Below are 23,806 nucleotides of genomic sequence, written 5' to 3' on the forward strand. Positions count from 1 at the left end.
GGTCAGTCTTGTTAGTTGTTAAGTGCTTTCAATACCTGTTCAGTAATGTCAACACGCGGAGAAATATAAACGGCATCCTGCACGATCAGGTCATATTTCCCATCCTTGGCAATCTTGTTGATTTCCTTGTTGACCCTATCGAATACCTTGGCGATTTCTTCATTGCGGCGTTGCATGAAATCCTCACGGTAAGCACGCTGTTTACGCTGGAAATCCTGACTGAGATCGGCCAGTTCACGCTGGCGTTTGATCCGCTGCGATTCAGACAGAACAGGCATGTCCTTGTCCAGTTTCTCTCCCATGGATTTCAGCCGAGCCTGTGTATCCCGCAATTCTTTGTTCCGTTTCGAAAAATCGCTTTCCAGTTTTTTCTCGGCAGCCTTGGCCGGTGCGGATTCACTCATGATCCGGTCCGGATTGATGTAGCCGATCTTGTATTCCTGCGCATGAACCAGTCCAAAAGCACAAAAGCAGAATGCCAATACAGCCGCTTTTCTTGCAGTCATGAATGTTTTAGCAAAATTTTTCAAGTTGCTTCTCCAAAAAATAATCAACATTATGAATTATGCCACCAATTCCCTAGAAACCGGTACCCAGCTGGAACTGGAAAGCTTCTTTCCTGTCCCCTTCTTTCGCATTGAGAGGGAAGCCATAACTCAGTTTCAGCGGTCCAATTGGCGACACCCAACTTACACCAAACCCCGCCGAGTATCTCAAATCACCAAAATCAATGTTTTGTTCATCCGTAAAAACATTACCGCCGTCCAGGAAAGTAAACCAGCGCAACGTCCGGTCCCCTCCCATGCCTGGCATCGGGAACTGAAGCTCGATATTGCCGACAACCCGCTTGGTACCACCAAGATATTCACGATCGCCATCCCAATCGTACTCGACCTGTCCCAATGACGAACTCTCATAACCGCGAACGGTTCCCATACCGCCGGCATAGAAATTCTTGAATACCGGATAAGGTTTTCCGCCCAATCCTTTACCATAATCGATCATACCGTTCAGAGCCAATGTACCTCCTTCGAACATCGGGAAGAAATACTGATGCTGATAGGAAGCCTTGTAATATTTCATATCACCCAGCGCCGACACTTCCAGATTGGCTTTCTGATAACGGCCTTTTGTCGGGACAAGGGAACTGTCACGGCTGTCCCTTGCCCACGCGACGGTCAACGGTATGGCATAAGCACTGGCACTCGATCCATCACCAAAGTCTTTTACAAAATCCTTGTAACGTTCCGGACTATCCCAGTATGTATCCATTGCCGTTCTTTCGACGCCCACACCGAAAAAAACCCTGTCCACTTCGGTAAACGGCACACCGAACTTGACATTGGCACCCAACGTCTCGACCTTATAATCGTTATCGTTGATCAAAGGCGGCCGGATCGTCCGGTAAAACAGCTCATAACGACGACTGATTCCATCGTCCGTGAAATAAGGTGTATTCTGCGTCAGTGCGATGGTACGGTAACGTTTGCTGGTATTGACCGTCAGGGCGACATCATTACCGGTTCCCGCAAAATTCTGCTGTTCAATGGATCCCGACAAAAGCAGCTTGTCTTCCTGCGAAAAGCCGGCTCCCAACATGAGATTACCGGTCGGTTTTTCAACCACTTTCATATTGACATCAACCTGATCGACGGTTCCGGGTACTTCCGGTGTTTCAACCGAAACCTCCGTGAAAAAGCCGAGACGGTCCACCCGGTCGCGGGACAGTTTGATGTTCTTGCCGTCATACCAAGATCCTTCCATCTGCCGGAATTCTCTGCGAATAACCTCGTCACGGGTTTTGGTATTTCCGGCAATATTGATTTGCCGGACATAAACCCGCTTGCCCGGATCAATGAAGATGGTAAAAGCGACTTCTTTCTTTTCCTTGTCGATGTCCGGCTGGGGATTGACATTGGCAAAGGCATACCCGAAATTACCCAGATAGTCAGAAATTTTCTTGGAGCTTGCCGTCAGTTTTTCACCGGAATAAATATCGCCCTTTTTCAATTCGACCAGTGACTTGATCTCATCTTCACGGCCAAAAAGTTCCCCTTCCAGGTGAATATCGGAGACGGTGAATTTGTCGCCCTCATTGATATTCAACGTGATATAAATATCTTTCTTGTCGCTGGTAATCGACACCTGTGTCGATTCAACCTGCATTTCGATATAACCGTTGTTCTGATAAAACGATTTCAGCGCTTCAATATCACCGGTCAGCTTTTCCTTCGAATACTGGTCGGCCCGTGTATACCAGGTAAACCATCCCGGTGTACGCAATTTGATCCTGTCCATCAATTCCTTGTCGGAAAACGCCTTGTTTCCGACAAACTTGATTTCTTTGATGCGTGACACCTCTCCTTCGTCAACCGTAAAATTGACTGCGACCCTGTTCCTTTCGACAGGCGTAATGGTTGTCGTGATCTGGACGCCATAAAGCCCACGCGACATGTACTGCCGTTTCAGTTCCTGTTCCGCCCTGTCAACCAGCGCCCTGTCATAAATACGTGCCTCGCCGAGACCGACATCCTTTAAGGACTTGATCAGCATTTCCTTGTCGAATTCTTTCGCTCCGGTGAAGTCGACACTGGCAATTGCCGGCCTTTCCTCAACAATGACCACCAGAATATCACCTTCCGCATCGATTCTGACGTCCTTGAAAAAACCGGTCGCATAAAGCGCCTTGATAGCCGATGCAGCCTTTTCATCGGAAAACGTATCCCCGACTCTCACGGGAAGATAATTGAAAACCGTACCGGCTTCCGTACGCTGGATTCCTTCAACGCGAATGTCTTTAACGGTAAAGGGCTCTATTGCCAATGCATGACCGGAATACAGGATCGCACTTGCGGCAGCCAGAACCGACAGGCGAAAAGGTAAACAACGATGAAATAATTTCATGAATCTCATTTAAAGATGCAAACAGAGATATCCATCCATACTGTTAATCATCATTCAGAAAAAAAGACGGACGACATCATTAAAAACGGCAATCAGCAACAATATTCCCAGGATGCCCATTCCGATTTTATAACCTATCGTTGCCACTTTTTCAGGAATGGAACCACCCGTCACAACTTCCACAGCATAATACAGCAAAAGACCACCATCCAACACAGGTATGGGCAGCAAATTCATCACCCCGATACTGATGCTGATAAAAACAATAAAATGCAGATAACGAATCAGGCCGGCACGTGCCGTCTGCCCCGCATAATCGGCTATGGCAATGGGACCGGTAATATTTTTCAGCGAAACATCACCTGTTATCATTTTTCCGATCATTTTCACCGTAATAACCGATGTTTCCCATGTTTTGCTGACGCCTTCGGCCAATGCGACAGGAACACTGTAACTCAACACCGTCATCTCAGGCATGACAGAAACCATGGCATCCATTTTGCCGACAAGCTGGTCTTTTTCCGGCCTGGCTGCAGGAGTTAACGAAACGGCAACGGGCCGACCATTCCTCATGACTTCCAGAGCCATGGGTTTGCCGGGAGAATTCCGTACGGCAATAATCAGGGCCAATGAGTCGATAACCGGATTTCCATCTATCCCGATAACCCTATCCCCTTTTTTCAAGCCCGCTTTTTCCGCTATGCCTCCCGCTTCGACAGCGGCTATCACAGCCGGAGGCCGCTCAACGGACAACCCCAGTTTCCCAATAAAATCCTTGTCAACATCTTCTATCGACAGATGATCTGTCGGCAGAATGACCGTAACAGGCCCGGTTTTGTCATCATCGTTCTTGTTATGCTTTACATACGTCAGCAAAACGGCCGGACGTTCTTCCATCAGAACTTCCGTCATCTTCCATCGCACCTGTTGCCAGTTATGGATCGGCATGTCATCAATGGCCACTATGGTTTCTCCACCTCTCAGGCCTGCCCTGTAGGCTACGGTATTTTCAGGAATCTCCCGAAGCCTGGCCACAGGTTCCGGCATACCATAAATATACAATCCGGTCAGCACAACAATCGCCAGTATGAAATTGGCCAACGGACCTGCCGCCACAATAGCCATACGGCGCCATACATTCTGGCTCGTAAATTCCCGCTTTCTGTCTTCTTCAGAGACTGTCCCCAAATCATCCGATCTTGCATCCAGAAGCTTGACATACCCTCCAAGCGGCAATGCCGAAATGGCCCACTCCGTTTTATCCGGCCCGAATTCGCGACTGAAAAGGACCTTGCCCATCCCCAATGAAAATCGCAGAACCTTGACATTGCACAGACGTGCCATCCAGTAATGACCCAGTTCATGAATGACAATCAATACAGACAGCGCAAGTATAAAAGCCAGTATTGTTTGAATGATTATCATTGCAAAATCAGACTTGTGGCGACCGTCCGGGCAGCCCGGTCATGCATCAAAACGCTGTCGATTCCCGTAATCGAACTTTCTGTTGTCACTTTGTCCAGCACACGTGCGACGACGTCGTCAATACGACGGAAACTGATACGCTGATCCAGAAAAGCCTGAACGGCCACTTCATTGGCGGCATTGAGAATCGCAGGAGTTGCCCCGCCTGTTTTCAGCGCTTCATACGCGAGCTTCAGACACGGAAAACGTACGAAATCCGGAGACTCGAATTGCAAGGTACCGATTCTCGCCAGATCCAGTGGAGTGACACCGGAAAACATCCGGTCCGGATAGGCAAGCGCATGTGCAATCGGAATCCTCATATCCGGATTGCCCAGTTGCGCGATAACCGACCCATCGATATAAGAAACCATGGAGTGAATAACACTTTGAGGATGTATAACGACTTCAATCTGGCTGGCCGGAATACCGAAAAGCCAGTGCGCTTCAATAACCTCGAGTCCCTTGTTCATCATCGTTGCTGAATCAACGGATATTTTCCTGCCCATGACCCAACGCGGATGAGCGATTGCCTGTTCCGGTGTAACACTATCGAGTGTATCGACAGGTCTGTGAAGAAAGGGACCTCCCGATGCCGTCAGCAAAATCTTGGAAACGCCATGTTCGTTCGGAAAACGCTTATGCTGCGCCGGCAGGCACTGGAAAATGGCATTGTGCTCACTGTCAATCGGCAGAAGCGTTGCGCCACTGGCGATGACCGTATCGATAAAGAGCTGGCCTGACATAACCAGTGCTTCCTTGTTGGCCAACATGACCTTTTTCCCTGCACGGGCCGCGGCCAGGGCAGGAGCAAGCCCTGCTGCACCGACAATAGCAGCCATAACAGCATCGCACTGCGAAGAAGCCGCGATGTCGCACAATGCTTTTTCACCATGGAAAACTTCTGTCCCGATACCTTTTGCACGCAACTTTTTTTCCAGTATCAGGGCATCCGCTGCCGTCCCGACCACGGCGACTTCCGGACAGAATTGCACACATTGCCGAAACAGCTCATCGATACGTCTGTTCGCTGTCAGTGCATGAACGACATATTGCTCACCATGCCGGGACAAGACATCCAATGTGGACACACCAATAGAGCCTGTAGACCCCAGTACAGTGATACGCTGCGGATTTGCTGTCATGATTTACAACCACACTCCCAACAAAACAGCCAGTGGCAACACGGGAATCAGCGAGTCAATCCGGTCCAGAACTCCACCATGTCCCGGCAACAGATTGCTGCTATCCTTGAATCCCCTGCGCCGTTTCAGCTTCGATTCCAGCAGATCACCGACAATGCTCAGCGCTACCAGCAGAACCAGACCAGCCAGCATGGCAACCGGACCATAGCGTACATATATCCTCAATGCAATATTGTCCTCCAGCGGAATCAGCCATACCACCACCACGGCTGCCACGATCACCGCACACAATCCCCCTACCACTCCTTCCCAGGTCTTGCCGGGAGAAATCGCGGGAGCCAGTTTGCGTTTTCCAAAAGCTCTTCCGGCAAAATAGGCACCGATATCGGCCAGCCAGACAATCATCAGAATCGAAAGCAGCAGTACAGCAGAGCGGATGTACAGAACATATACGGAAAGGAAACTTCCCAGAATCGATAACCAGTAAAGCAGCTGATACAGATAAGCCATAACCGTACCGGGTTTCGGCAACTCGCGAAACAGGGAAGGAATGAGAAAAAGAATCCAGATCGCCACCGACGCCACGATACACAGGACATAAGCATCTTCAGGAAACCACAACAGCGCCACGATAAAAACGATTCCGGAAACCGCCGCCATCACAAACGGATGACGGTTTTCGAACAGCCGCGCATTTTCCCACGACGCCGCGCAGAAAAACACCAGAAGGAAAAGACCAAACAGCCTACTGCTTTGCGACCATAAAACCAGAAACAGAACCGCTGCAAGGCAGATGGCAGTATATATGCGTTTTTTCAGCATCGATCATATCACTAGTTGTTCACTTGTCTTCCCGAATCGTCTTTCCCTGGACTTAAAAGACAGAATTGCCTTTTCCAGCTCCCTGTCATCGAAATCGGGCCAGTATATATCAGTAAAGTATAACTCGGTATAAGCCAACTGCCAGAGGAGAAAGTTGGATATCCGTTTTTCTCCGCCGGTACGGATGAACAGATCGGGATCAGGAGCGTAAGACAGCGCAAGATAGGAAGCGAGTCGTTTCTCTGTCATTTCCGCCATTCCAATACCATCTTGCGACATCCTCCTGACCGCCTGCAGTATGTCCCACCGTCCACCATAATTGGCACATACCGTCAATGTCAATGCCGTATTGGCCGATGTCCTATCCTGTGCCCGTGCAATCGCTTCCTGGAGATTCGAATCGAAACGGCTGATATCGCCAATGACATTCAACCGGATATTGTTTGCATCCAATCTGTCCGTTTCTTTTTCAAGAGTGGACAGAAACAGATTCATCAGAAAACCGACTTCCTCACTGGGTCTGCTCCAGTTCTCCGAACTGAACGCAAAGACCGTCAAATAAGGAATTCCGCGTGAAATACACCCTTCAATGGTACGCCTGATGGCCTCGACACCCTTGGCATGTCCAGCTACACGCGGTAAAAAACGCTTTTTCGCCCAACGACCATTGCCATCCATTACGATGGCAATATGTCGGGGCATGACAACCTTACCGGAAACAATATTGTCGGACATGTCTGAAATGACGAATCCGTCAAACGGTCATGACTTCTTTTTCTTTTTCAGTCAACAGTTTGTCGATTTGCTGAACGAACCTGTCCGTCAATTTCTGGATATCGTCCTGAGCACGACGTTCGTCATCTTCCGAACATTCCTTATCCTTGACCATTTTCTTCAGTGATTCGTTTGCGTCGCGGCGAATATTGCGGACAGCTACCTTGGCATCCTCACCTTCCGTTTTGACCAGTTTGACCATTTCCTTGCGACGTTCTTCGGTCAACGGAGGAGTCGGTACACGAATAATATCGCCGACAGAAGATGGATTCAGGCCAAGATCGGAGTCACGAATGGCTTTTTCGATAACACTGACCATCTTTTTTTCCCAAGGCTGAACCGAAATGGTTCGCGCATCGATCAGAGTGACATTGGCGACCTGGCTGATCTGGGTAGGAGAACCGTAATAATCGACTTGAATATGGTCGAGAATGCCGGTATGAGCGCGGCCAGTACGTACCTTGGCCAAATCGGCTTTCAGCGATTCGACCGATTTGTTCATTTTCTGTTCGGCATTTTTTTTCACTTCGGCAATATTCATGAAACACCCTCTTGCAAAATATTCAGTAAAAAGCCATTAGGCACTGGCATTATATCGGTTCTGTTTCAAATATGGACAAGTGTTCCCTCATCTTCACCAAGAAGAACCCGCTTTAAGGCGCCATGCTTGAGAATCGAGAATATCTTGATCGGCAATTTCTGATCGCGACATAATGCAAAAGCGGCAGCATCCATCACCTCAAGATGTTTTTCGATCGCTTCATCGAAAGTGATATGTGAATACCGCGTTGCAGAGGTATCTTTCATCGGATCCGCACTGTACACGCCGTCGACCTTGGTTGCCTTCAAAACGATTTCCGCCCCCATTTCCGCACCGCGCAATGCTGCTGCGGTATCCGTCGTAAAGAAAGGATTGCCCGTTCCGGCAGCAAAGACAACAACCTTGCCTTCTTCAAGGTACTGAAGCGCTTTCGGCCGCACATAGGATTCGACAACCTGATCGATACCGATGGCAGACATGACACGTGCTGTCAGCCCGGCCTGCTCCATGGCATCGGCCAGCGCCAGCGAATTGATTACGGTAGCCAGCATTCCCATATAATCGGCTGTCGCACGGTCCATTCCCTTGGCACCTGGAGCGACACCACGGAAAATATTGCCGCCACCGATCACGATGGCCATTTCCACTCCCAGATTTGCAGCGTCAACCACATCACCGACCATTTGCTCAATGGAAGCACGATTGATGCCGAACTGGTCTTCCCCCATAAGAGCCTCACCTGACAATTTCAGAAGAACCCGCTTGTAAAGTGGACTGGTCATACCCTGAATTCCTTATCTTGCAGCCTAAAAATGAAAAATAACAAAACCTTACAAAAACGGGCCTTTCGGCCCGTTTGAAAGCATCAAGCTTTGGCTGCCGCCATTTGCGCGGCAACTTCCGCGGCAAAGTCGTCCGATTTTTTCTCCAGACCTTCACCGACAACATACAACGTATAAGACTTGATCGTTGTATTTTTTTCTTTCAGCATCTGGCCGACAGACTGTTTGTCATTTTTGACAAAAGGCTGATTCAGCAGGGAAACTTCCTTCAGGAATTTCTGAACGGAACCTTCGATACGACGGGCGATGATATCGGCTGGCTGAGCCTTCTTGCCTTCCGCAACCGCCTTGGCTGAATCTTCCTCGGCCTTTTGCTGGGCAATCGAACGTTCTCTTTCAATCAATGCCGGATCAACCTGTTCGGCCGACAATGCAGCGGGTTTCATGGCCGCGATATGCATCGCGACATCCTTGCCGACCTGCTCGTCCGGGCCATCGTATTCCACAATGACGCCAATACGGGAACCATGCAAGTATGAAGCGATTTTCGCATCCGTCTGGTGACGTGCAAAACGCCGGATGGACATGTTTTCTCCTATACGGCCGATCAGATCCTTGCGCTGTTCATCCACCGTCTTTCCATCCATAGGCAAAGCAGACAACGCCGCCACATCGGCAGGATTGTCATTCGCCACCAGTTTGGCACATGCATTGGCCAATGCAATGAAATCATCATTTTTCGTGACGAAATCGGTTTCGCAGTTTACTTCGACAATAGATGCCGCATTCCCATCCACATGAATGGCGATAACCCCTTCAGCGGCGATACGACTGGACGCTTTCGAAGCCTTGTTGCCCAGTTTGACCCGCAGGATATCTTCCGCTTTCTGAATATCACCATTCGCCTCGGTCAATGCTTTTTTACATTCCATCATCGGGGCGTCGGTTTTCGCACGCAGCTGGCCTACCATAGCTGCTGTAATGACTGCCATACTGTTCTCCTTGCTAAGGGGGCAGACGCCCCCGTTTTTACTGAATATTTTTTACGAATCATTCCGGATCGGCTCCGGAATGACGCACATCATCATTTGCCTTCTTCAGCGACTTCCTCGCCCTTTACTGCTTCCAGAACGTCCTGCATGGCACTGGCACGTCCCTCAAGAATCGCATCGGCGACGCCGCGAGCATAAAGCTGGATCGCCTTGGAAGAATCGTCATTGCCCGGGATGACGTAAGCCAGTCCTTCTGGCGAATGATTGGTATCGACTACACCGATAACAGGAATGCCGAGTTTGGCAGCTTCGGTAACAGCGCCCTTGTGATAACCGACGTCAACGACGAAAAGCGCATCAGGCAGACCATTCATATCCTTGATACCGCCAATGGATTTCTGCAATTTGGCAACTTCACGCTGGAACATCAGCCCCTCTTTTTTGCTCATCTTGTCGACAGTGCCGTCTTCGATGGCAGCTTCCATATCCTTTAAGCGTTTGATGGAAGTCCGGATCGTTTTGAAATTGGTCAGCATTCCTCCCAGCCAGCGCTGGTCGACATAAGGCATACCGGCACGCTGTGCTTCGCTGGCGATGATGTCGCGGGCCTGTCGTTTTGTTCCGACCATCAGGATGGTACCGCGGTTGGCTGCCAGCTGGCGGATGTAATTCATCGCGTCGTTATACATTGCCAGAGTTTTTTCAAGATTGACAATGTGGATTTTGTTGCGATGCCCAAAGATGAAAGGAGCCATCTTTGGGTTCCAGAAACGGGTCTGGTGGCCGAAATGAACACCGGCTTCCAGCATTTCACGCATGGTAACGGACATAATAATCTCCAGGGTTAGGTCTTGAATTCGCCCAAGAACCCGTCTGGCGGGCACCCTTTCAGGCCGAATTCGCGATTTACAGTTAAAAAACAAATAAGGTCTTGAAAACTTTCAAGAGTTCACCATTGTACTGTAAAAACAAATCCGCTTGAAGTGACTAAATGACAAAAAGAGACGAAAACGTGATACAAAATTCTTTTTCCACAAGCGCCATTACAGGATAATGACCATATAACTGAATTTTCACCCATTCCCGGATCTTCTTATGAATGCTCTTTACTCCATTGACGCCGTCCGTACCCTTGAACAGGCTGCCCTTGCCGATCTGCCGACAGGAACGCTGATGCAGAGAGCCGGCAGACAGGCCGCTACACTTGCCATGTCACTTCTGTCAGACCTTCCGGAAAAACAGAAAACGGTACTGGTTCTGGCAGGCCCCGGGAACAATGGAGGCGACGCGCTTGAAATGGCCACCCTGCTCGCCGATTCAGGCATTTCCGTTTCCGTTCTTCTGGTTTCCAACCGCAAGAAAAATGAACCGGAAGAAGCTCGTCTGGCCAGACAAAAAGCCATAAAAAGCGCCATCCACTGGGAAGATGCCCTTTCCATCAAAACCACGCTTGAATCACTGAGAAAAAGAAACTGGTCCCTCGTCGTGGATGGCATGTTCGGCATCGGTCTGAAAGAAGCGTTGACCGGCAACCGAAGCGAACTGGTCGAAACCGTCAATACATTTTCATGTCCTGTCCTTGCACTGGATGTTCCAAGCGGTCTGAATGCAGATACAGGCAATGTCGTCGGTCAGGATGCCGTGGCCATTAAGGCAACTCACACGATCACATTTCTCGCCGACAAACCGGGACTGCATACCGGCAAAGGCCGCGACTATGCCGGTCAGGTACATGTCGCCCCGCTGGATGTCGATAAAAAATATTTTCCCGAGACCCGGTGCTGGTTGAATTCTCCAAAATTGTTTAGTCGTTTGCTTGCCCCCCGGCTTCACGACACGCACAAAGGCAGCTATGGACGTATCGCCATTGTAGGCGGAGCCGACGGAATGGCAGGTGCTCCGGTTCTGGCCGCAAGGACAGCACTCTATACGGGCTCAGGTTTGTGCTATGCCGTTTATCTGAAAAATCCGCCTGTTTATGACCCTGTCACACCGGAATTAATGTTCAGGGCCGCTCATCAATACGATTTCTCATCAGACGTCATTGTCATTGGCCCCGGACTGGGCAAATCCCCTGTCGCCAGAGAATATGTCGAAAAAACCATCGAATCCGGCAAACCGGCTTTATTCGATGCCGATGCCCTGAATATTCTGGCGGAGAGTGTCGAATTGCAAGAAAGTCTTGCCGATCGTTCCCCGCCTTCGGTTATCACTCCCCACCCGCTTGAAGCAGCACGTCTTCTCGGAACAGACAGTATATCCATTCAGTCCGACAGACTGAAAGCAGCCATGCAGCTTGCCACGAAATTCAATGCCATCGCCATTCTGAAAGGATCGGGAACGGTTATCTGTTCTCCCGATGGAAAAACCGTCATCAACCCCACCGGAAATCCGGGGCTGGCGACAGCCGGTACCGGTGATGTTCTGTCCGGCATGACAGGAAGTTTGATAGCGCAGGGCTGGCCCGCGTGGGAGGCGGCATTGGCTGCCGTCTGGCTGCATGGAAAAGCTGCCGACATTCTGGAAAAGGAACATCGCGGCTGCATTGGCATAACGGCTGGGGAAATCGCTCCGGTGGCCCGTAATCTGCTCAATGAATGTATCGCAAAAAAATAATGAAAAAGCCCCGGAATCCGGGGCTTTTCGATTTCAACAGAACTTCAGTGCGTCACCACACTGCCGCCACTGGCATTTTCGGATTTTTCTGCAGTGACAGGAACAGCAGCCGGTTCTTCCGTAATGGGTTCCGGTTGGCGTTCCAGTGCGATTTCCCAGACCTTGTCGATCCAGCGTACCGGAATGATCTCCAGCTTGTTTTTGACATTGTCGGGGATTTCCACGAGATCTTTCACATTTTCCTGTGGAATGATCACTTTCTTGATCCCGCCCCGCAACGCAGCCAGCAGTTTTTCCTTCAGGCCACCGATCGGGAGCACCTCGCCGCGCAAGGTAATTTCACCTGTCATCGCGACATCAGCCCTGACCGGAATACCACTGAAAACGGATACCAGTGCCGTTGCCATCGAAATACCCGCGGACGGTCCGTCTTTCGGAGTCGCTCCTTCCGGTACATGGATATGGATATCCTTTTTCTCGAAAGCCTCGTTTCTGATACCCAGATTGTTGGCCCGACTGCGCACTACCGTTCTGGCCGCTTCGATAGACTCTTTCATGACATCGCCCAAGGTACCCGTCCGGATAATCTGGCCCTTTCCGGGAACGGTGACCGCTTCCACGGTCAGCAGTTCCCCGCCGACTTCCGTCCATGCCAGACCGGTCACTTCACCGATCTGGTTTTCCTTTTCGGCAATACCGAAATCGAACTGACGGACACCGAGGAATTTGTCGATATTCTTGGGAGTCACGACAATTCTGCGATTCTGTTTTTTCAATAACAGCATCTTGACGACCTTGCGGCAGATTTTGGAAATCTCCCGTTCAAGTGCGCGTACACCGGCTTCCCGTGTGTAATAACGGATAATGTCACGAATAGCCGCTTCGGTAATCGAGAGCTCCGTTTCTTTCAGACCATTGCCCTTCATCTGTTTGGGCAACAGATAACGTTGTGCAATGCTCGTTTTCTCGTCTTCCGTATAACCGGACAGGCGGATGACTTCCATTCTGTCCAGAAGGGCAGGCGGAATATTGTAGGAATTGGATGTTGCGATAAACATCACATCAGACAAGTCGAAATCCACCTCGACATAGTGATCGGAAAACGTATGATTCTGTTCCGGATCCAGCACTTCCAGCAACGCCGCTGCTGGATCTCCCCTGAAATCGGCACCGATCTTGTCCACCTCATCCAGCAGGAAAAGCGGATTGCGCACACCGGCCTTGACCAGGCTCTGCAAAATCTTGCCGGGCATGGCTCCGATATAGGTACGGCGGTGCCCGCGGATCTCCGCCTCATCACGGACTCCCCCCAGAGCCATTCGTACATACTTGCGGTTGGTTGCGCGTGCTATGGACTGTCCGAGAGAAGTCTTGCCTACCCCAGGAGGTCCGACAAAACACAGAATAGGTGCCTTGACCTTGTCAACTCTCTGCTGAACGGCAAGATATTCCAGAATACGTTCCTTGACTCTTTCCAGTCCGTAGTGATCGTTATCCAGAACTTTTTCCGCATTGGCAAGATCGTTGTTGACTTTGGACTTCTTCCGCCAGGGCAGTGAAACCAGCGTCTCAATATAATTGCGCACGACTGTCGCTTCCGCCGACATCGGAGACATGGACTTCAGCTTCCTCAACTCGCCCATCGCCTTGTCTTTCGCTTCCTTGGGCATTTTGGCTGCCGTAATCCGTTTTTCCAGTTCTTCAAGATCAGCACCCTCTTCCCCTTCACCCAATTCACGCTGGATAGCCTTGACCTGTTCGTTCAGGTAATACTCACGCTGCGATTTTTCCATCTGGCGTTTGACGCGACCACGAATACGCTTTTCGACCTGCATGATATCGAGTTCGCTTTCAAGTCTTTCCAGAAGATATTCAAGACGTCTCTCGATATCGACCATCTCGAGAACCACCTGTTTCTGCTCCAGTTTCAACGGCAAATGAGCGGCAATCGTATCGGCGAACCGACCCGGCTCGTCAATGGAAGACAATGATGCGACGACTTCCTGCGGAATCTTTTTGTTCAGTTTGACGTACTGTTCGAACTGCTGAACAATGGCGCGTCTCATGGCTTCGATTTCAGGTTCATTTTCGCCGACTGAATCCACAGGCAGTATATCGGCCAGCAAATGATTTTCACCGGCTTCGACATGCGATATCCTGGCGCGCTGCACGCCTTCGACCAGCACCTTGACTGTTCCGTCAGGCAGCTTGAGCATTTGCAATACGGTCGCGATACACCCTATTTCATAAATATCTTCTGCAGTCGGTTCATCTTTCGCGGCCGTTTTCTGTGCAGCGAGCATAATGGTTTTTTCGGTTTCCATTGCCGTTTCAAGCGCATGAATCGACTTGGGCCTTCCCACGAAAAGCGGGATAACCATGTGCGGAAAAACGACGACGTCCCGCAATGGAAGCAATGGAAATCTAGACGGCTTTGTATCAATAGAAGTCATCATGACAAACCTTATGTAATGAGCATAATGATGATATTGGCCTTATTCTGGAAATTACAAGGCCAAATATCGAAAAATTCACTGAAAAGCTGGGTGACAGATATATAAGTCTTTGCCACCAAAAGCGAAAATACACTGACCAGCCAGACAGCTCCAAACACGATCAGTTCTGAGCGGCAATTTTCTGTTTATCCTGATAAATCAATAAAGGTTTTGATTCATTTGTCACGGTGTTTTCGTCAATGACAACCTTGATGACATTTTTTTCTGTCGGCAAATCGTACATGACGTCAAGCAGCAGCTGTTCCATAATGGAACGGAGTCCGCGAGCGCCAGTTTTGCGTTCCAGTGCCTTTCGGGCAATGGCATGAAGTGCTTCAGGCCGTATTTCAAGCTCTGCACCTTCCATTTCAAGAAGCTTCGTATATTGTTTTACCAACGCGTTTTTAGGTTTAACGAGAATATCGATCAATGCATCTTCTGTCAGATCGTTCAGAACCGCAACGACAGGAAGACGCCCGATCAATTCCGGAATCAGTCCGAATTTTATCAAATCTTCCGGTTCGACGTTCAGGAGTATCTCGTTTCCGGTATTCTCACTCGGACTTTTTACCGTCGCCGAAAATCCGATACCGCCCTTTTCAGACCGGTTTGCAATGATCTTGCTCAATCCATCGAATGCGCCACCGCAAATGAACATGATATTTGACGTATCGACCTGGATGAAATCCTGATTCGGATGTTTGCGTCCGCCCTGTGGCGGAACGGATGCCATCGTGCCTTCCACCAGCTTGAGAAGAGCCTGCTGCACACCCTCGCCTGACACGTCACGAGTGATGGAAGGATTATCCGATTTTCTGGAAATCTTATCAATTTCATCAATATAAACGATGCCTCTCTGGGCTTTTTCGACATCGTAATCGCAATTCTGAAGCAGTTTCTGGATAATGTTCTCGACATCCTCCCCGACATAACCGGCTTCCGTCAACGTAGTGGCATCCGCGATGACGAACGGAACATTGAGCATTCGTGCCAACGTTTGCGCCAGAAGCGTTTTACCCGATCCCGTAGGGCCGACCAGCAGGATGTTGCTTTTAGCCAGTTCGACATCATCGTTTTTTCCGCCATAGTATTTCAGGCGTTTGTAATGATTGTAAACGGCGACAGAAAGTATTTTTTTCGCCTGTTCCTGCCCGATAACATACTGATCCAGCAAATTGCAGATTTCTTTGGGTGTCGGCAATTCGGAACCGTTTTCCTTGTCCTGTCCTGAAGAAAGCAATTCTTCACGAATAATGTCATTGCATAAATCAATACACTCGTCACAAATATAGACAGAGGGTCCCGCAATCAGCTTTTTCACTTCGTTCTGGCTTTTTCCGCAAAACGAGCAATAAAGCATTTTTTCGGTAGATGTAGATTTGTTTTCCGACATGAGTATATGAACAGGTATAAGATTTAATATAAAAAATGACGGTTAGAAAGATAACACAAACCGCAAATTCTGACAGTGTGCATCGAAAAAAACGCCCGAACATCAAGTTCGGGCCTTCAACACAAAGCCTTCAGTCAGTTTCGACTGACCAGTACTTCATCGATCAGTCCATAATCTTTTGCTTCAGCAGCAGACATGAAATTGTCTCGTTCGGTATCCCGGGCAATCTGTTCGACGGGTTTGCCGGTATTGCCGGCCAGAATGCTGTTTAAACGTTCGCGGAGATAAAGAATCTCCCGTGCATGTATCTCGATATCAGTTGCCTGCCCCTGTGCTCCTCCTGAAGGCTGGTGAATCATGATACGGGAATTCGGCAGCGAAAACCGTTTGCCTTTTGCCCCGGCAGCCAGAAGAAAAGCGCCCATCGATGCAGCCAGTCCGGTACACAATGTCGAAACCTGTGGCCGGATGAACTGCATCGTATCGTAAATCGCCATACCGGCCGAAACAGAACCGCCCGGTGAATTGATATACAGGGAAATATCCTTTTCCGGATTTTCACTTTCCAGAAACAGCAACTGGGCAACGATCAGATTAGCACTCTGATCGGTTACCGGCCCGACAAGAAAAATGATTCTTTCTTTCAGCAACCGGGAGTAAATGTCAAAAGCCCTTTCTCCACGGCCACTCTGTTCAATCACCATGGGGATCATGCCCAACATTCTGGCATCCAGTGCAGAATCATGAAACTGTGTCATTTGCTATTCCTGTCTAAATAGATGAAAATCCGGAACTTTCGTATTACATTTGCTGAGCCATGAGTTCATCGAACGGCACTTCTTTCTCAACAACCTTGGCTTTGCCGAAAACATAATCCATCGCGTTTTCTTCCATCAGCATCGCTTCCAGCTCCTTGCGGCGGCCGAGTTCATTCAGATAATAATCGATGACCATCTGCGGATTTTCGTAACTGGAAGCAATTTCGGTGGCTCTTTCTTTCAGTTTATCAGCAGAGACCGCCAGAACATTGTCTTTCATCAATTCGCCCAGAATCATGCCGAGACGAACCCGTTTTTCAGCCTGTGCCGTAAACAGTTCCGGAGGCAAGGCAACATCCTTGTGGGACGGATTGCGGACAGCCAGATCCCGTCGTGTCAACTCGGTCAATTCGCCGATTTCCTGCTTGACCAGCGATTGCGGAATATCGAATTCGGACACCTTGATCAAGGCATCCATGACACGATTCTTGTTGATGGCGATCAGGCGATTCTTGACTTCACGCTGCAGATTGGTCTTGATGTCTTCACGCAATTTTTCAACACTGCCATCCTTGACACCAAGTGCCTTGGCAAATTCCTCATTGACTTCAGGCAAATGTGCCCATTCGATTTTCTTGACCTCAACAGTGAATTCCGATGTTTTACCAGCCACATCCTTGCCATGATAGTTTTCCGGAAAAGTCAGTGGAAAGACTTTTGTTTCACCTGTCTTCATCCCCCGGATAGCATCCTCGAATTCCGGCAACATCTGTTTTTCGCCGAGGACAAAGGGGAAGTTTTCCGCTTTGCCGCCTTCGAATTCAACACCGTCGATACGACCGGTAAAATCGATCGTCACACGGTCGCCATCTTCCGCTACAACGCTGCCGTTACCTTTTCCGTGTTCACTGTCTTCTCCCTTGACATGAAAGTGTGCCTGACGTTTTCTCAGGATATCAATGGTTCTGTCCACTTCGGCATCCGTGACACCGGCAACGGCTTTTTCCAGCTCAATCGTTCCCAGATCGCCAATCTTGACTTCAGGATAAACTTCGAAAATGGCATAAAACGCCACTTCGTCCTGCGCAACATCATCACCTGTTTTTTCCTCAAAACGCGGAGCGCCCGCGATCTGGAGTCCATTGTCCTGAACAGCCTTGCTGAAAGCCGCTCCCACTTTGTGATTGATGACTTCATTCTGGATCTGCGCGCCGTACATCTGCGCGACCATCTTCATCGGAACCTTGCCAGGCCTGAAACCTGGAGCTTTGGCAGTACGTGCACGTTCTTTCAAACGTTTTTCCACTTCGGTCGTAATGTCAGTAACGGGGATGGTAATCGTCAGACGTCTTTCGAGCTTTTCCAGGTTTTCAACAGCGTTTGCCATGTATCTATTCCAAAAAATCGTGGCTTGAAACCGGCAGACCGGTCCCGAACCGTTTCTTATTTGTTAAAAAAATAAACATGCCTCTTGTCAGGCCATACCCGCCCCAGGCGCGTACAGACTCAAACAAAAGGCAATTATCCATAAAAACAGTTCGACATTTTATCCGAAATTGATGAATTGCAGCAAAATTCCGTTGATAACATTCAAAAACAGGAAAAAGAGGAACCGTTTGTGGAAACACCATCATCTTTTTCCACAAAGACCGTTATTGCGACCTTTTCTCATTCACCATTTGTGAGATGAGTCCATTTACATTAGAATGTCTTGTTTTTACAGGACCGAATTATTCTATATTGTCTTGAAAAACCGGTCACCTGTTGAATAACCAAGAGGACGATTTATGACTCACGTTGTCACCGACGCCTGCGTGCTTTGTAAATACACTGACTGTGTGGATGTGTGCCCTGTCGACTGTTTCCACGAAGGCCCCAATACATTGGTGATCAATCCGAACGAGTGTATTGATTGTGCAGTTTGTGTACCGGAATGTCCTACCGAAGCCATTTTTGCTGAAGAGGATGTCCCTGCCGACCAGCAGGAATATATTGTACTGAATGCCGAACTCTCGCAAAAATGGCCGACGATAACCCGTTCCAGGGATCCATTGCCTGACGCAGACAAATGGAAAGACGTCAAAAACAAGATTATTCATTTGATTAAATAAATTTCTCTCAACACCTCGTACTGTCGTTGTCCGGATGTCATGTCGTTTCTTTCATGGCATCTTTTCGTCAGACAACCGGTCTTACACAGGAATCTTAGCAATAATGGAAGCCAAAGTTGACAATATGCCAATTGAAGCCGATGCCGTCATCGTCGGTGCGGGCCCCGTAGGTCTGTTTCAGGTATTCGAACTGGGACTGCTGGAAATCAAGGCGCATGTAATCGATTCATTGCCGGTCGTTGGCGGCCAGTGTGTCGAACTGTATCCTGACAAACCGATCTACGACATTCCCGCCGTACCCAGTTGCACCGGCCTGGAACTGACCGACAATCTGATGAAACAGATCGAACCGTTCAGCCCCACCTTCCATCTCGGCCAGGAAGTCGTCAAGGTCGAACGCCGCGAGGATGGCCGTTTCGATCTTGAAACATCCATCGGCACCCGATTCATTACCAAGACCGTATTCATCGCTGCAGGTGTCGGCGCTTTCCAGCCACGTACCCTGAAAGTGGACGGAATCGAACAGTTTGAAGGATCACAGCTTTTCTATCGTGTAAAAGATCCCGAAATGTTCCGCGGCAAAAATCTGGTCGTCTGCGGCGGCGGTGATTCTGCTCTGGACTGGGCCCTGAAACTGGTCGATATCGCGGAATCCGTCGTGTTGCTGCACCGTCGCGAAGAATATCGCGCCGCACCGGCTTCCGTAACCAAAATGAAAGCCCTTTGCGAGGATTTCTGCATGCAGGCGCTGACCGGGCAAGTCACCGGTTTTGAAAGCAAAGACGGAAAAATGACTGAAATCAAGGTCACCGGTCTGGATGGAGTAACCCGCCGGCTTCCACTGGATTGTCTTCTGGTCTTTTTCGGGCTGTCGCCAAAACTCGGCCCTATCGCCGACTGGGGACTGGAAATCGACCGCAGGCAAATCGTTGTCGATACCGAAAAATTCATGACCAACATTCCGGGCATTTTTGCTGTCGGGGATATCAACATCTATCCGGGCAAGAAAAAACTGATTCTTTCAGGTTTTCATGAAGCCGCTCTGGCCGCTTTTGCTGCTGCACCATTTGTTTTTCCGCAAAAGAAAATCCATTTGCAATACACGACGACCTCTCCCAAACTGCACAAGGTCCTTGGAGTGGAAACACCGGTTTTTGACTGATCGCAACATCTTCACCAAAGCCGTTAGCGTCTGTTAACGGCTTTTTTTCTGATACTCCTGCCTATTAGACGGAACAAGTAAAGTGGATATCCTGGAAAAAAAAGGGTTGACCGTCGAAAAAATTTTGCGTCTGTTACCGCAAACGCAATGCGGACATTGTGGTTTCGATAATTGCAGAATGTATGCAGAAGCAATCGCAACGGCCAACGCCGATATCAACCGATGTGCCACGGGTGGCCAGACCGGCATACACATGCTGGCCGAACTGCTGAATGTCTGCGAACCGGTTCTGGATGCTTCCTGCGGAGTCGAAAAACCGTACGCCATTGCCGAAATCGATGAATCAAGATGTACCGGATGCACGCTATGCCTTCAGACCTGTCCTGTCGACGCCATTGTCGGTACCGTAAAAATGATGCATACCGTTATCAGTTCCTGTTGTACAGGCTGCGAACGATGCCTTGAGCGCTGTCCGATGGACTGTATCGAAATGAAACCCGTTTCGGGGGAAAAAACAGGCTGGGATGCCTGGTCGTTCAGGCAGGCACAACAGGCACGGGAAAGATACGAACGAAGGTCTTTCCGGTTACAACAGGAAAAGGGAAACGAATCGGCCCGACCTTCTGCCCTGACAGACAAATCCCGGAAATCCGACACTCTCAGGAAAATAATGGAACGTGCCAAAGCCCGTTCAAAAACACCCGGTACAATGGCATGACAATTGTCCGAACACGGACTGTACACCATATCCAGACATACCGGCGACACAATATCTGAAAAAGTGGCATTATATCGGTTTTGTCTGAAATCCCGTTTATCCCGTTTGCTTTCGTCGCTTTATGATTCCGGAAAAAGTAGTCCAAATGTTCGAACGCTTTGAAAAAGCGAATCCCGATCCCCGTTCCGAATTGCAATTCAAGTCACCTTTTGAACTGTTGGTTGCCGTTATTCTCTCGGCACAGGCAACAGATATTTCCGTCAACAAGGCAACGGAAAAATTGTACCCGGTCGCGAACACACCTGAAGCGATTGTACAGCTCGGTACGGAAGGCCTGATGCCTTATGTAAAAACAATCAATCTTTATCCGACCAAATCCAGAAATATTGTAAGAATGTCGGAAATATTGCTGGAAAAACATCATGGAAAAGTACCAGACAACAGAGAAGATCTGGAAGCACTTCCCGGAGTTGGCCGCAAAACGGCCAATGTCGTATTGAACACGGCATTTCATCAGAATGCGATGGCTGTCGATACCCATATTTTCCGCGTATCCAACAGAACCGGACTGGCGCCCGGGAAAAATGTTCTGGAAGTCGAAAAGCGGCTCGTCGAAGTCATTCCGCCAAAATTCATGATGAATGCACATCACTGGCTGTTGCTTCATGGTCGTTATGTCTGCAAGGCCAAGGCATTTCAATGTTCCGGCTGTCTGATCAGCGATCTTTGCGAATATCCTGACAAAATACCAAACGCCGGTTGATACCGGCGTTTCTTTCCTTTTATCGGGAACGGCGACGCTGCAGGCCTTGCTGTCCTCTTCCACGATTGCGTGCGGATGCTCCGTTTTTCAACACCGGTTGTTCCATACCGATATATCCGAATGAGGTCTGCAAGGGATCAGGCTGACGGCTGCGTGAATTCCCTTTTTGTCCATTCTGGTTCTTTTTCTGCCGTTGCCCCTGCATTTGCAACTCCCGTATCGAGAGCGACTCCGACTTCTGAAATCCCGGGAATTTTTCACCGGCATTGCGGGAATTGGTTTCTTTCGGTGTTTTCTTGCCGCCTTTGCTTTCCAGACCGGAAAGGCGAAGAAGATTTCTGACAGCATTTTCTTCCAGCTCATCCCAACGGCCACGTTTGAGCGATTGCGGAAGCGTTATCGCCCCATAGCGGGTTCGGATCAGACGCGAGACTGTCAGGCCTACCGCCTCGAACATGCGCCTTACTTCCCTGTTCCGTCCTTCACCGATAGTCACGCGATACCATTTGTTGGCACCATCACCACCACCATCAACAATTTTCGAAAACTGGCCGATACCATCGCCCAGATCAACGCCAGCCAACAGTTTCTGGCGCATGCCTTCCTCAAGTTCGCCAAGCGTTCTGACCGCATATTCACGTTCGATATTGTAACGCGGATGCATCAACCGGTTCGCCAGATCGCCCGAATTGGTAAACAGCAGCAATCCTTCCGTATTGAAATCCAGTCGACCGACGGCCAGCCATTTACTGTTCTTTAGCGAAGGCAAACGATCAAAGACGGATGGCCTTTTTTCGGGATCATCCCGGCTGACAATTTCACCCGCCGGCTTGTGATAAGTCAGCACTCTCGGCAGAGTTTTTGCCACTTTCCGCTGGAGCAGTTTTCCATTGATTCGTACCTGATCGGACGGAAGAATTCTCTGGCCGATATGAGCCGGTTCGCCATTGACGGAAACACGTCCGGCAATAATCAGTTCCTCCATATCGCGACGCGACCCCAATCCCGCATCTGCCAGTACTTTATGCAGCTTCGGAGCATCATCCTCTGCGGTCAGATCCCGCCGAACTTTTTTCTGTTTCTGTGAAAAACCGCTGGCTTTTGCCACTACAGAGTCATCACCGGCTTCATTCATTCTGTCAAAATCATCGGAAGTGACAAACCTGAAAACTTCATCTACCTCGTTTTTGTTGGAAAACGCCTTTTTTTCCGCCTTAGGCAAATTCTTGCGACCGGTACGCTTTGCTGTCACCGTTTTTTTAGCTGCATTGGCCAATCCGGTAACAGAATCCGGGTTATCGATATCGGCACTGACGGTACCGGACATGTTATCCCCTGTTCCTTCATCCTGACGGGCAACCGGCCCTGACAGAGATATATTCTCTCTCTCTTCGTTCCTACCAGTCCGTTTTTCCGCATCACGACGTACCGGCCTTTTCTTGGGTTGCCGCTTTTTATTCGCCACATCACTGCCTGTCATATTTACCATGCCCTCAGCCGGCAAAAAAGTCACTTCCATATTCTCATTCATTTCAATCTTACTCATGCAATCCGACATTCCGCCAGTTCCCCGTTTCCGGAGAAAACTGCCGATGTTTCATAGCGAGTCCGCAATATCCGATTCCTGCAGGATCTGCAACGGCGGCAACTGTTCCAGAGACACCAGTCCGAGATCACTTAAAAACTGTGCAGTCGTGGCAAACAGCGCAGGTCTTCCTGGAACTTCCCTGTGCCCGACCACTTCGATCCAGCCTCTTTCTTCCAGCGACCTGATCGACTGTGCATTGACAGTCACTCCTCTGATCCGCTCGATATCACCTCGGGTAACAGGCTGGTTATAGGCGATAATGGCCAAGATTTCCATTGTCGCCCTGCTGTAACGCGGCGGTTTCTCCTGACGCAACCGTTCGAAATAGGGCTTCATTTCAGCGCGGCTCTGGAATCGCCAGCCATTCGAGACATTCACAAGTTCCAGCCCCCTGTCTGCCCAGTCATGTTTCAGCTCTTCAAGAATCAGGCGGCAATGATCCCTGGCTCGCTTGCCTGCTATCCCTTCGTCCATGAACAAATTTGCCATATCCTGTAATGACAATGGCTCCTGTGCACATAACAGTACCGCCTCGAGGATTTTCTTTTCCTCTGCAATATTCATACGAATCAAGGAAACCCGAATAATTTCATTGGCCGGACATACCACCGAAGTATGATCCGGTAAAAACGATACTTTTGCCAGAAAACCCGAATCAGGCAAGGCGTCCTGACCGGAACCCCGAACGGGATGATCCCGATCCGGCGCGAGCTGAAAAACCAGGCCTTATCCAAATATTTTCCGGCCTGATATGTTTGGGATCTTGTCTGCCCGGAAA

Annotated in this window: 21 protein-coding genes; 5 read left to right on the forward strand and 16 right to left on the reverse strand. The window is 49.4% G+C overall.

What is annotated here, in order from left to right; all coding sequences use genetic code 11:
* Window positions 1–11: 11 nt before the first annotated feature.
* The 10 genes from NB647_RS08645 to rpsB all read right to left on the reverse strand — a co-directional run bounded on the left by NB647_RS08645 (window position 12) and on the right by rpsB (window position 10,254).
* Entirely contained in the window at window positions 12–506 is a 495-nt protein-coding gene (locus NB647_RS08645) for an OmpH/Skp family outer membrane protein (RefSeq protein WP_269284789.1), read from the reverse strand.
* 73 nt (window positions 507–579) lie between these two features.
* On the reverse strand, window positions 580–2,904 hold the full coding sequence (bamA, locus tag NB647_RS08650; protein WP_416143427.1) for an outer membrane protein assembly factor BamA: 2,325 nt from the start codon (window positions 2,902–2,904) through the stop codon (window positions 580–582).
* A 54-nt stretch (window positions 2,905–2,958) separates the two neighbouring features.
* Window positions 2,959–4,329, reverse strand: coding sequence for an RIP metalloprotease RseP (gene rseP / locus NB647_RS08655; RefSeq protein WP_269283033.1), 1,371 nt, complete (start codon window positions 4,327–4,329; stop codon window positions 2,959–2,961).
* The gene (gene ispC, locus NB647_RS08660; protein WP_269283035.1) at window positions 4,326–5,513 is read right to left on the reverse strand and encodes a 1-deoxy-D-xylulose-5-phosphate reductoisomerase; all 1,188 of its coding nucleotides are present in this window, start codon (window positions 5,511–5,513) and stop codon (window positions 4,326–4,328) included. Before ispC ends, rseP begins: the two co-directional genes overlap by 4 nt.
* A 3-nt stretch (window positions 5,514–5,516) precedes the next feature.
* A complete protein-coding gene (locus tag NB647_RS08665) occupies window positions 5,517–6,335 on the reverse strand; it encodes a phosphatidate cytidylyltransferase (protein WP_269283037.1) in 819 nt (272 codons plus the stop codon).
* 3 nt (window positions 6,336–6,338) lie between these two features.
* Entirely contained in the window at window positions 6,339–7,070 is a 732-nt protein-coding gene (gene uppS, locus NB647_RS08670; RefSeq protein WP_269264206.1) for a polyprenyl diphosphate synthase, read from the reverse strand.
* A gap of 19 nt (window positions 7,071–7,089) precedes the next feature.
* Window positions 7,090–7,650, reverse strand: coding sequence for a ribosome recycling factor (frr, locus tag NB647_RS08675; RefSeq protein ID WP_269264209.1), 561 nt, complete (start codon window positions 7,648–7,650; stop codon window positions 7,090–7,092).
* A 65-nt stretch (window positions 7,651–7,715) separates the two neighbouring features.
* On the reverse strand, window positions 7,716–8,432 hold the full coding sequence (pyrH, locus tag NB647_RS08680) for a UMP kinase (protein ID WP_269264210.1): 717 nt from the start codon (window positions 8,430–8,432) through the stop codon (window positions 7,716–7,718).
* 83 nt (window positions 8,433–8,515) lie between these two features.
* The gene (gene tsf / locus NB647_RS08685) at window positions 8,516–9,424 is read right to left on the reverse strand and encodes a translation elongation factor Ts (RefSeq protein WP_269264211.1); all 909 of its coding nucleotides are present in this window, start codon (window positions 9,422–9,424) and stop codon (window positions 8,516–8,518) included.
* A 92-nt stretch (window positions 9,425–9,516) separates the two neighbouring features.
* Window positions 9,517–10,254 (reverse strand): 30S ribosomal protein S2, encoded by a 738-nt coding sequence (gene rpsB / locus NB647_RS08690; protein ID WP_269264212.1) that lies wholly within the window; start codon window positions 10,252–10,254, stop codon window positions 9,517–9,519.
* Window positions 10,255–10,519: 265 nt separating this feature from the next.
* Between rpsB and NB647_RS08695 the strand changes: the two genes are divergently transcribed.
* Entirely contained in the window at window positions 10,520–12,040 is a 1,521-nt protein-coding gene (locus NB647_RS08695; RefSeq protein WP_269283039.1) for an NAD(P)H-hydrate dehydratase, read from the forward strand.
* A 44-nt stretch (window positions 12,041–12,084) separates the two neighbouring features.
* Here the strand turns inward: NB647_RS08695 and lon are convergent, their stop codons facing one another.
* From lon to tig, 4 genes are all read right to left on the reverse strand, one after another.
* On the reverse strand, window positions 12,085–14,496 hold the full coding sequence (gene lon / locus NB647_RS08700) for an endopeptidase La (RefSeq protein WP_269283041.1): 2,412 nt from the start codon (window positions 14,494–14,496) through the stop codon (window positions 12,085–12,087).
* Between the two features lie 160 nt (window positions 14,497–14,656).
* Window positions 14,657–15,928, reverse strand: coding sequence for an ATP-dependent Clp protease ATP-binding subunit ClpX (clpX, locus tag NB647_RS08705; protein ID WP_269283044.1), 1,272 nt, complete (start codon window positions 15,926–15,928; stop codon window positions 14,657–14,659).
* Window positions 15,929–16,062: 134 nt separating this feature from the next.
* A complete protein-coding gene (gene clpP / locus NB647_RS08710) occupies window positions 16,063–16,686 on the reverse strand; it encodes an ATP-dependent Clp endopeptidase proteolytic subunit ClpP (protein ID WP_269264216.1) in 624 nt (207 codons plus the stop codon).
* A 43-nt stretch (window positions 16,687–16,729) separates the two neighbouring features.
* Window positions 16,730–18,073 (reverse strand): trigger factor, encoded by a 1,344-nt coding sequence (gene tig, locus NB647_RS08715; RefSeq protein ID WP_269283046.1) that lies wholly within the window; start codon window positions 18,071–18,073, stop codon window positions 16,730–16,732.
* Between the two features lie 400 nt (window positions 18,074–18,473).
* Between tig and fdxA the strand changes: the two genes are divergently transcribed.
* From fdxA to nth, 4 genes are all read left to right on the forward strand, one after another.
* Complete coding sequence (fdxA, locus tag NB647_RS08720; protein ID WP_269283048.1) at window positions 18,474–18,797, forward strand: ferredoxin FdxA; 324 nt, start codon at window positions 18,474–18,476, stop codon at window positions 18,795–18,797.
* 103 nt (window positions 18,798–18,900) lie between these two features.
* On the forward strand, window positions 18,901–19,959 hold the full coding sequence (locus NB647_RS08725) for an NAD(P)/FAD-dependent oxidoreductase (protein ID WP_269277811.1): 1,059 nt from the start codon (window positions 18,901–18,903) through the stop codon (window positions 19,957–19,959).
* Between the two features lie 82 nt (window positions 19,960–20,041).
* On the forward strand, window positions 20,042–20,677 hold the full coding sequence (locus NB647_RS08730) for an RnfABCDGE type electron transport complex subunit B (protein WP_269283051.1): 636 nt from the start codon (window positions 20,042–20,044) through the stop codon (window positions 20,675–20,677).
* A gap of 121 nt (window positions 20,678–20,798) precedes the next feature.
* A complete protein-coding gene (gene nth / locus NB647_RS08735; protein WP_269283053.1) occupies window positions 20,799–21,440 on the forward strand; it encodes an endonuclease III in 642 nt (213 codons plus the stop codon).
* 19 nt (window positions 21,441–21,459) lie between these two features.
* Here the strand turns inward: nth and rluB are convergent, their stop codons facing one another.
* A complete protein-coding gene (gene rluB, locus NB647_RS08740) occupies window positions 21,460–22,959 on the reverse strand; it encodes a 23S rRNA pseudouridine(2605) synthase RluB (protein ID WP_416143586.1) in 1,500 nt (499 codons plus the stop codon).
* Window positions 22,960–23,037: 78 nt separating this feature from the next.
* On the reverse strand, window positions 23,038–23,592 hold the full coding sequence (gene scpB, locus NB647_RS08745) for an SMC-Scp complex subunit ScpB (RefSeq protein ID WP_332880069.1): 555 nt from the start codon (window positions 23,590–23,592) through the stop codon (window positions 23,038–23,040).
* Window positions 23,593–23,806: the final 214 nt, after the last annotated feature.

The sequence above is a fragment of the Oxalobacter aliiformigenes genome (assembly GCF_027116575.1).
GTDB lineage: Bacteria > Pseudomonadota > Gammaproteobacteria > Burkholderiales > Burkholderiaceae_D > Oxalobacter > Oxalobacter aliiformigenes.

Bases quoted from the DNA above. Each gene is read 5' to 3' on its own strand.
- NB647_RS08645 (WP_269284789.1), bottom strand. From the start codon at position 506: ATGACTGCAAGAAAAGCGGCTGTATTGGCATTCTGCTTTTGTGCTTTT.
- bamA (WP_416143427.1), bottom strand. From the start codon at position 2,904: ATGAAATTATTTCATCGTTGTTTACCTTTTCGCCTGTCGGTTCTGGCT.
- rseP (WP_269283033.1), bottom strand. From the start codon at position 4,329: ATGATAATCATTCAAACAATACTGGCTTTTATACTTGCGCTGTCTGTA.
- ispC (WP_269283035.1), bottom strand. From the start codon at position 5,513: ATGACAGCAAATCCGCAGCGTATCACTGTACTGGGGTCTACAGGCTCT.
- NB647_RS08665 (WP_269283037.1), bottom strand. From the start codon at position 6,335: ATGCTGAAAAAACGCATATATACTGCCATCTGCCTTGCAGCGGTTCTG.
- uppS (WP_269264206.1), bottom strand. From the start codon at position 7,070: ATGTCCGACAATATTGTTTCCGGTAAGGTTGTCATGCCCCGACATATT.
- frr (WP_269264209.1), bottom strand. From the start codon at position 7,650: ATGAATATTGCCGAAGTGAAAAAAAATGCCGAACAGAAAATGAACAAA.
- pyrH (WP_269264210.1), bottom strand. From the start codon at position 8,432: ATGACCAGTCCACTTTACAAGCGGGTTCTTCTGAAATTGTCAGGTGAG.
- tsf (WP_269264211.1), bottom strand. From the start codon at position 9,424: ATGGCAGTCATTACAGCAGCTATGGTAGGCCAGCTGCGTGCGAAAACC.
- rpsB (WP_269264212.1), bottom strand. From the start codon at position 10,254: ATGTCCGTTACCATGCGTGAAATGCTGGAAGCCGGTGTTCATTTCGGC.
- NB647_RS08695 (WP_269283039.1), top strand. From the start codon at position 10,520: ATGAATGCTCTTTACTCCATTGACGCCGTCCGTACCCTTGAACAGGCT.
- lon (WP_269283041.1), bottom strand. From the start codon at position 14,496: ATGATGACTTCTATTGATACAAAGCCGTCTAGATTTCCATTGCTTCCA.
- clpX (WP_269283044.1), bottom strand. From the start codon at position 15,928: ATGTCGGAAAACAAATCTACATCTACCGAAAAAATGCTTTATTGCTCG.
- clpP (WP_269264216.1), bottom strand. From the start codon at position 16,686: ATGACACAGTTTCATGATTCTGCACTGGATGCCAGAATGTTGGGCATG.
- tig (WP_269283046.1), bottom strand. From the start codon at position 18,073: ATGGCAAACGCTGTTGAAAACCTGGAAAAGCTCGAAAGACGTCTGACG.
- fdxA (WP_269283048.1), top strand. From the start codon at position 18,474: ATGACTCACGTTGTCACCGACGCCTGCGTGCTTTGTAAATACACTGAC.
- NB647_RS08725 (WP_269277811.1), top strand. From the start codon at position 18,901: ATGGAAGCCAAAGTTGACAATATGCCAATTGAAGCCGATGCCGTCATC.
- nth (WP_269283053.1), top strand. From the start codon at position 20,799: ATGATTCCGGAAAAAGTAGTCCAAATGTTCGAACGCTTTGAAAAAGCG.
- rluB (WP_416143586.1), bottom strand. From the start codon at position 22,959: ATGGAAGTGACTTTTTTGCCGGCTGAGGGCATGGTAAATATGACAGGC.
- scpB (WP_332880069.1), bottom strand. From the start codon at position 23,592: ATGAATATTGCAGAGGAAAAGAAAATCCTCGAGGCGGTACTGTTATGT.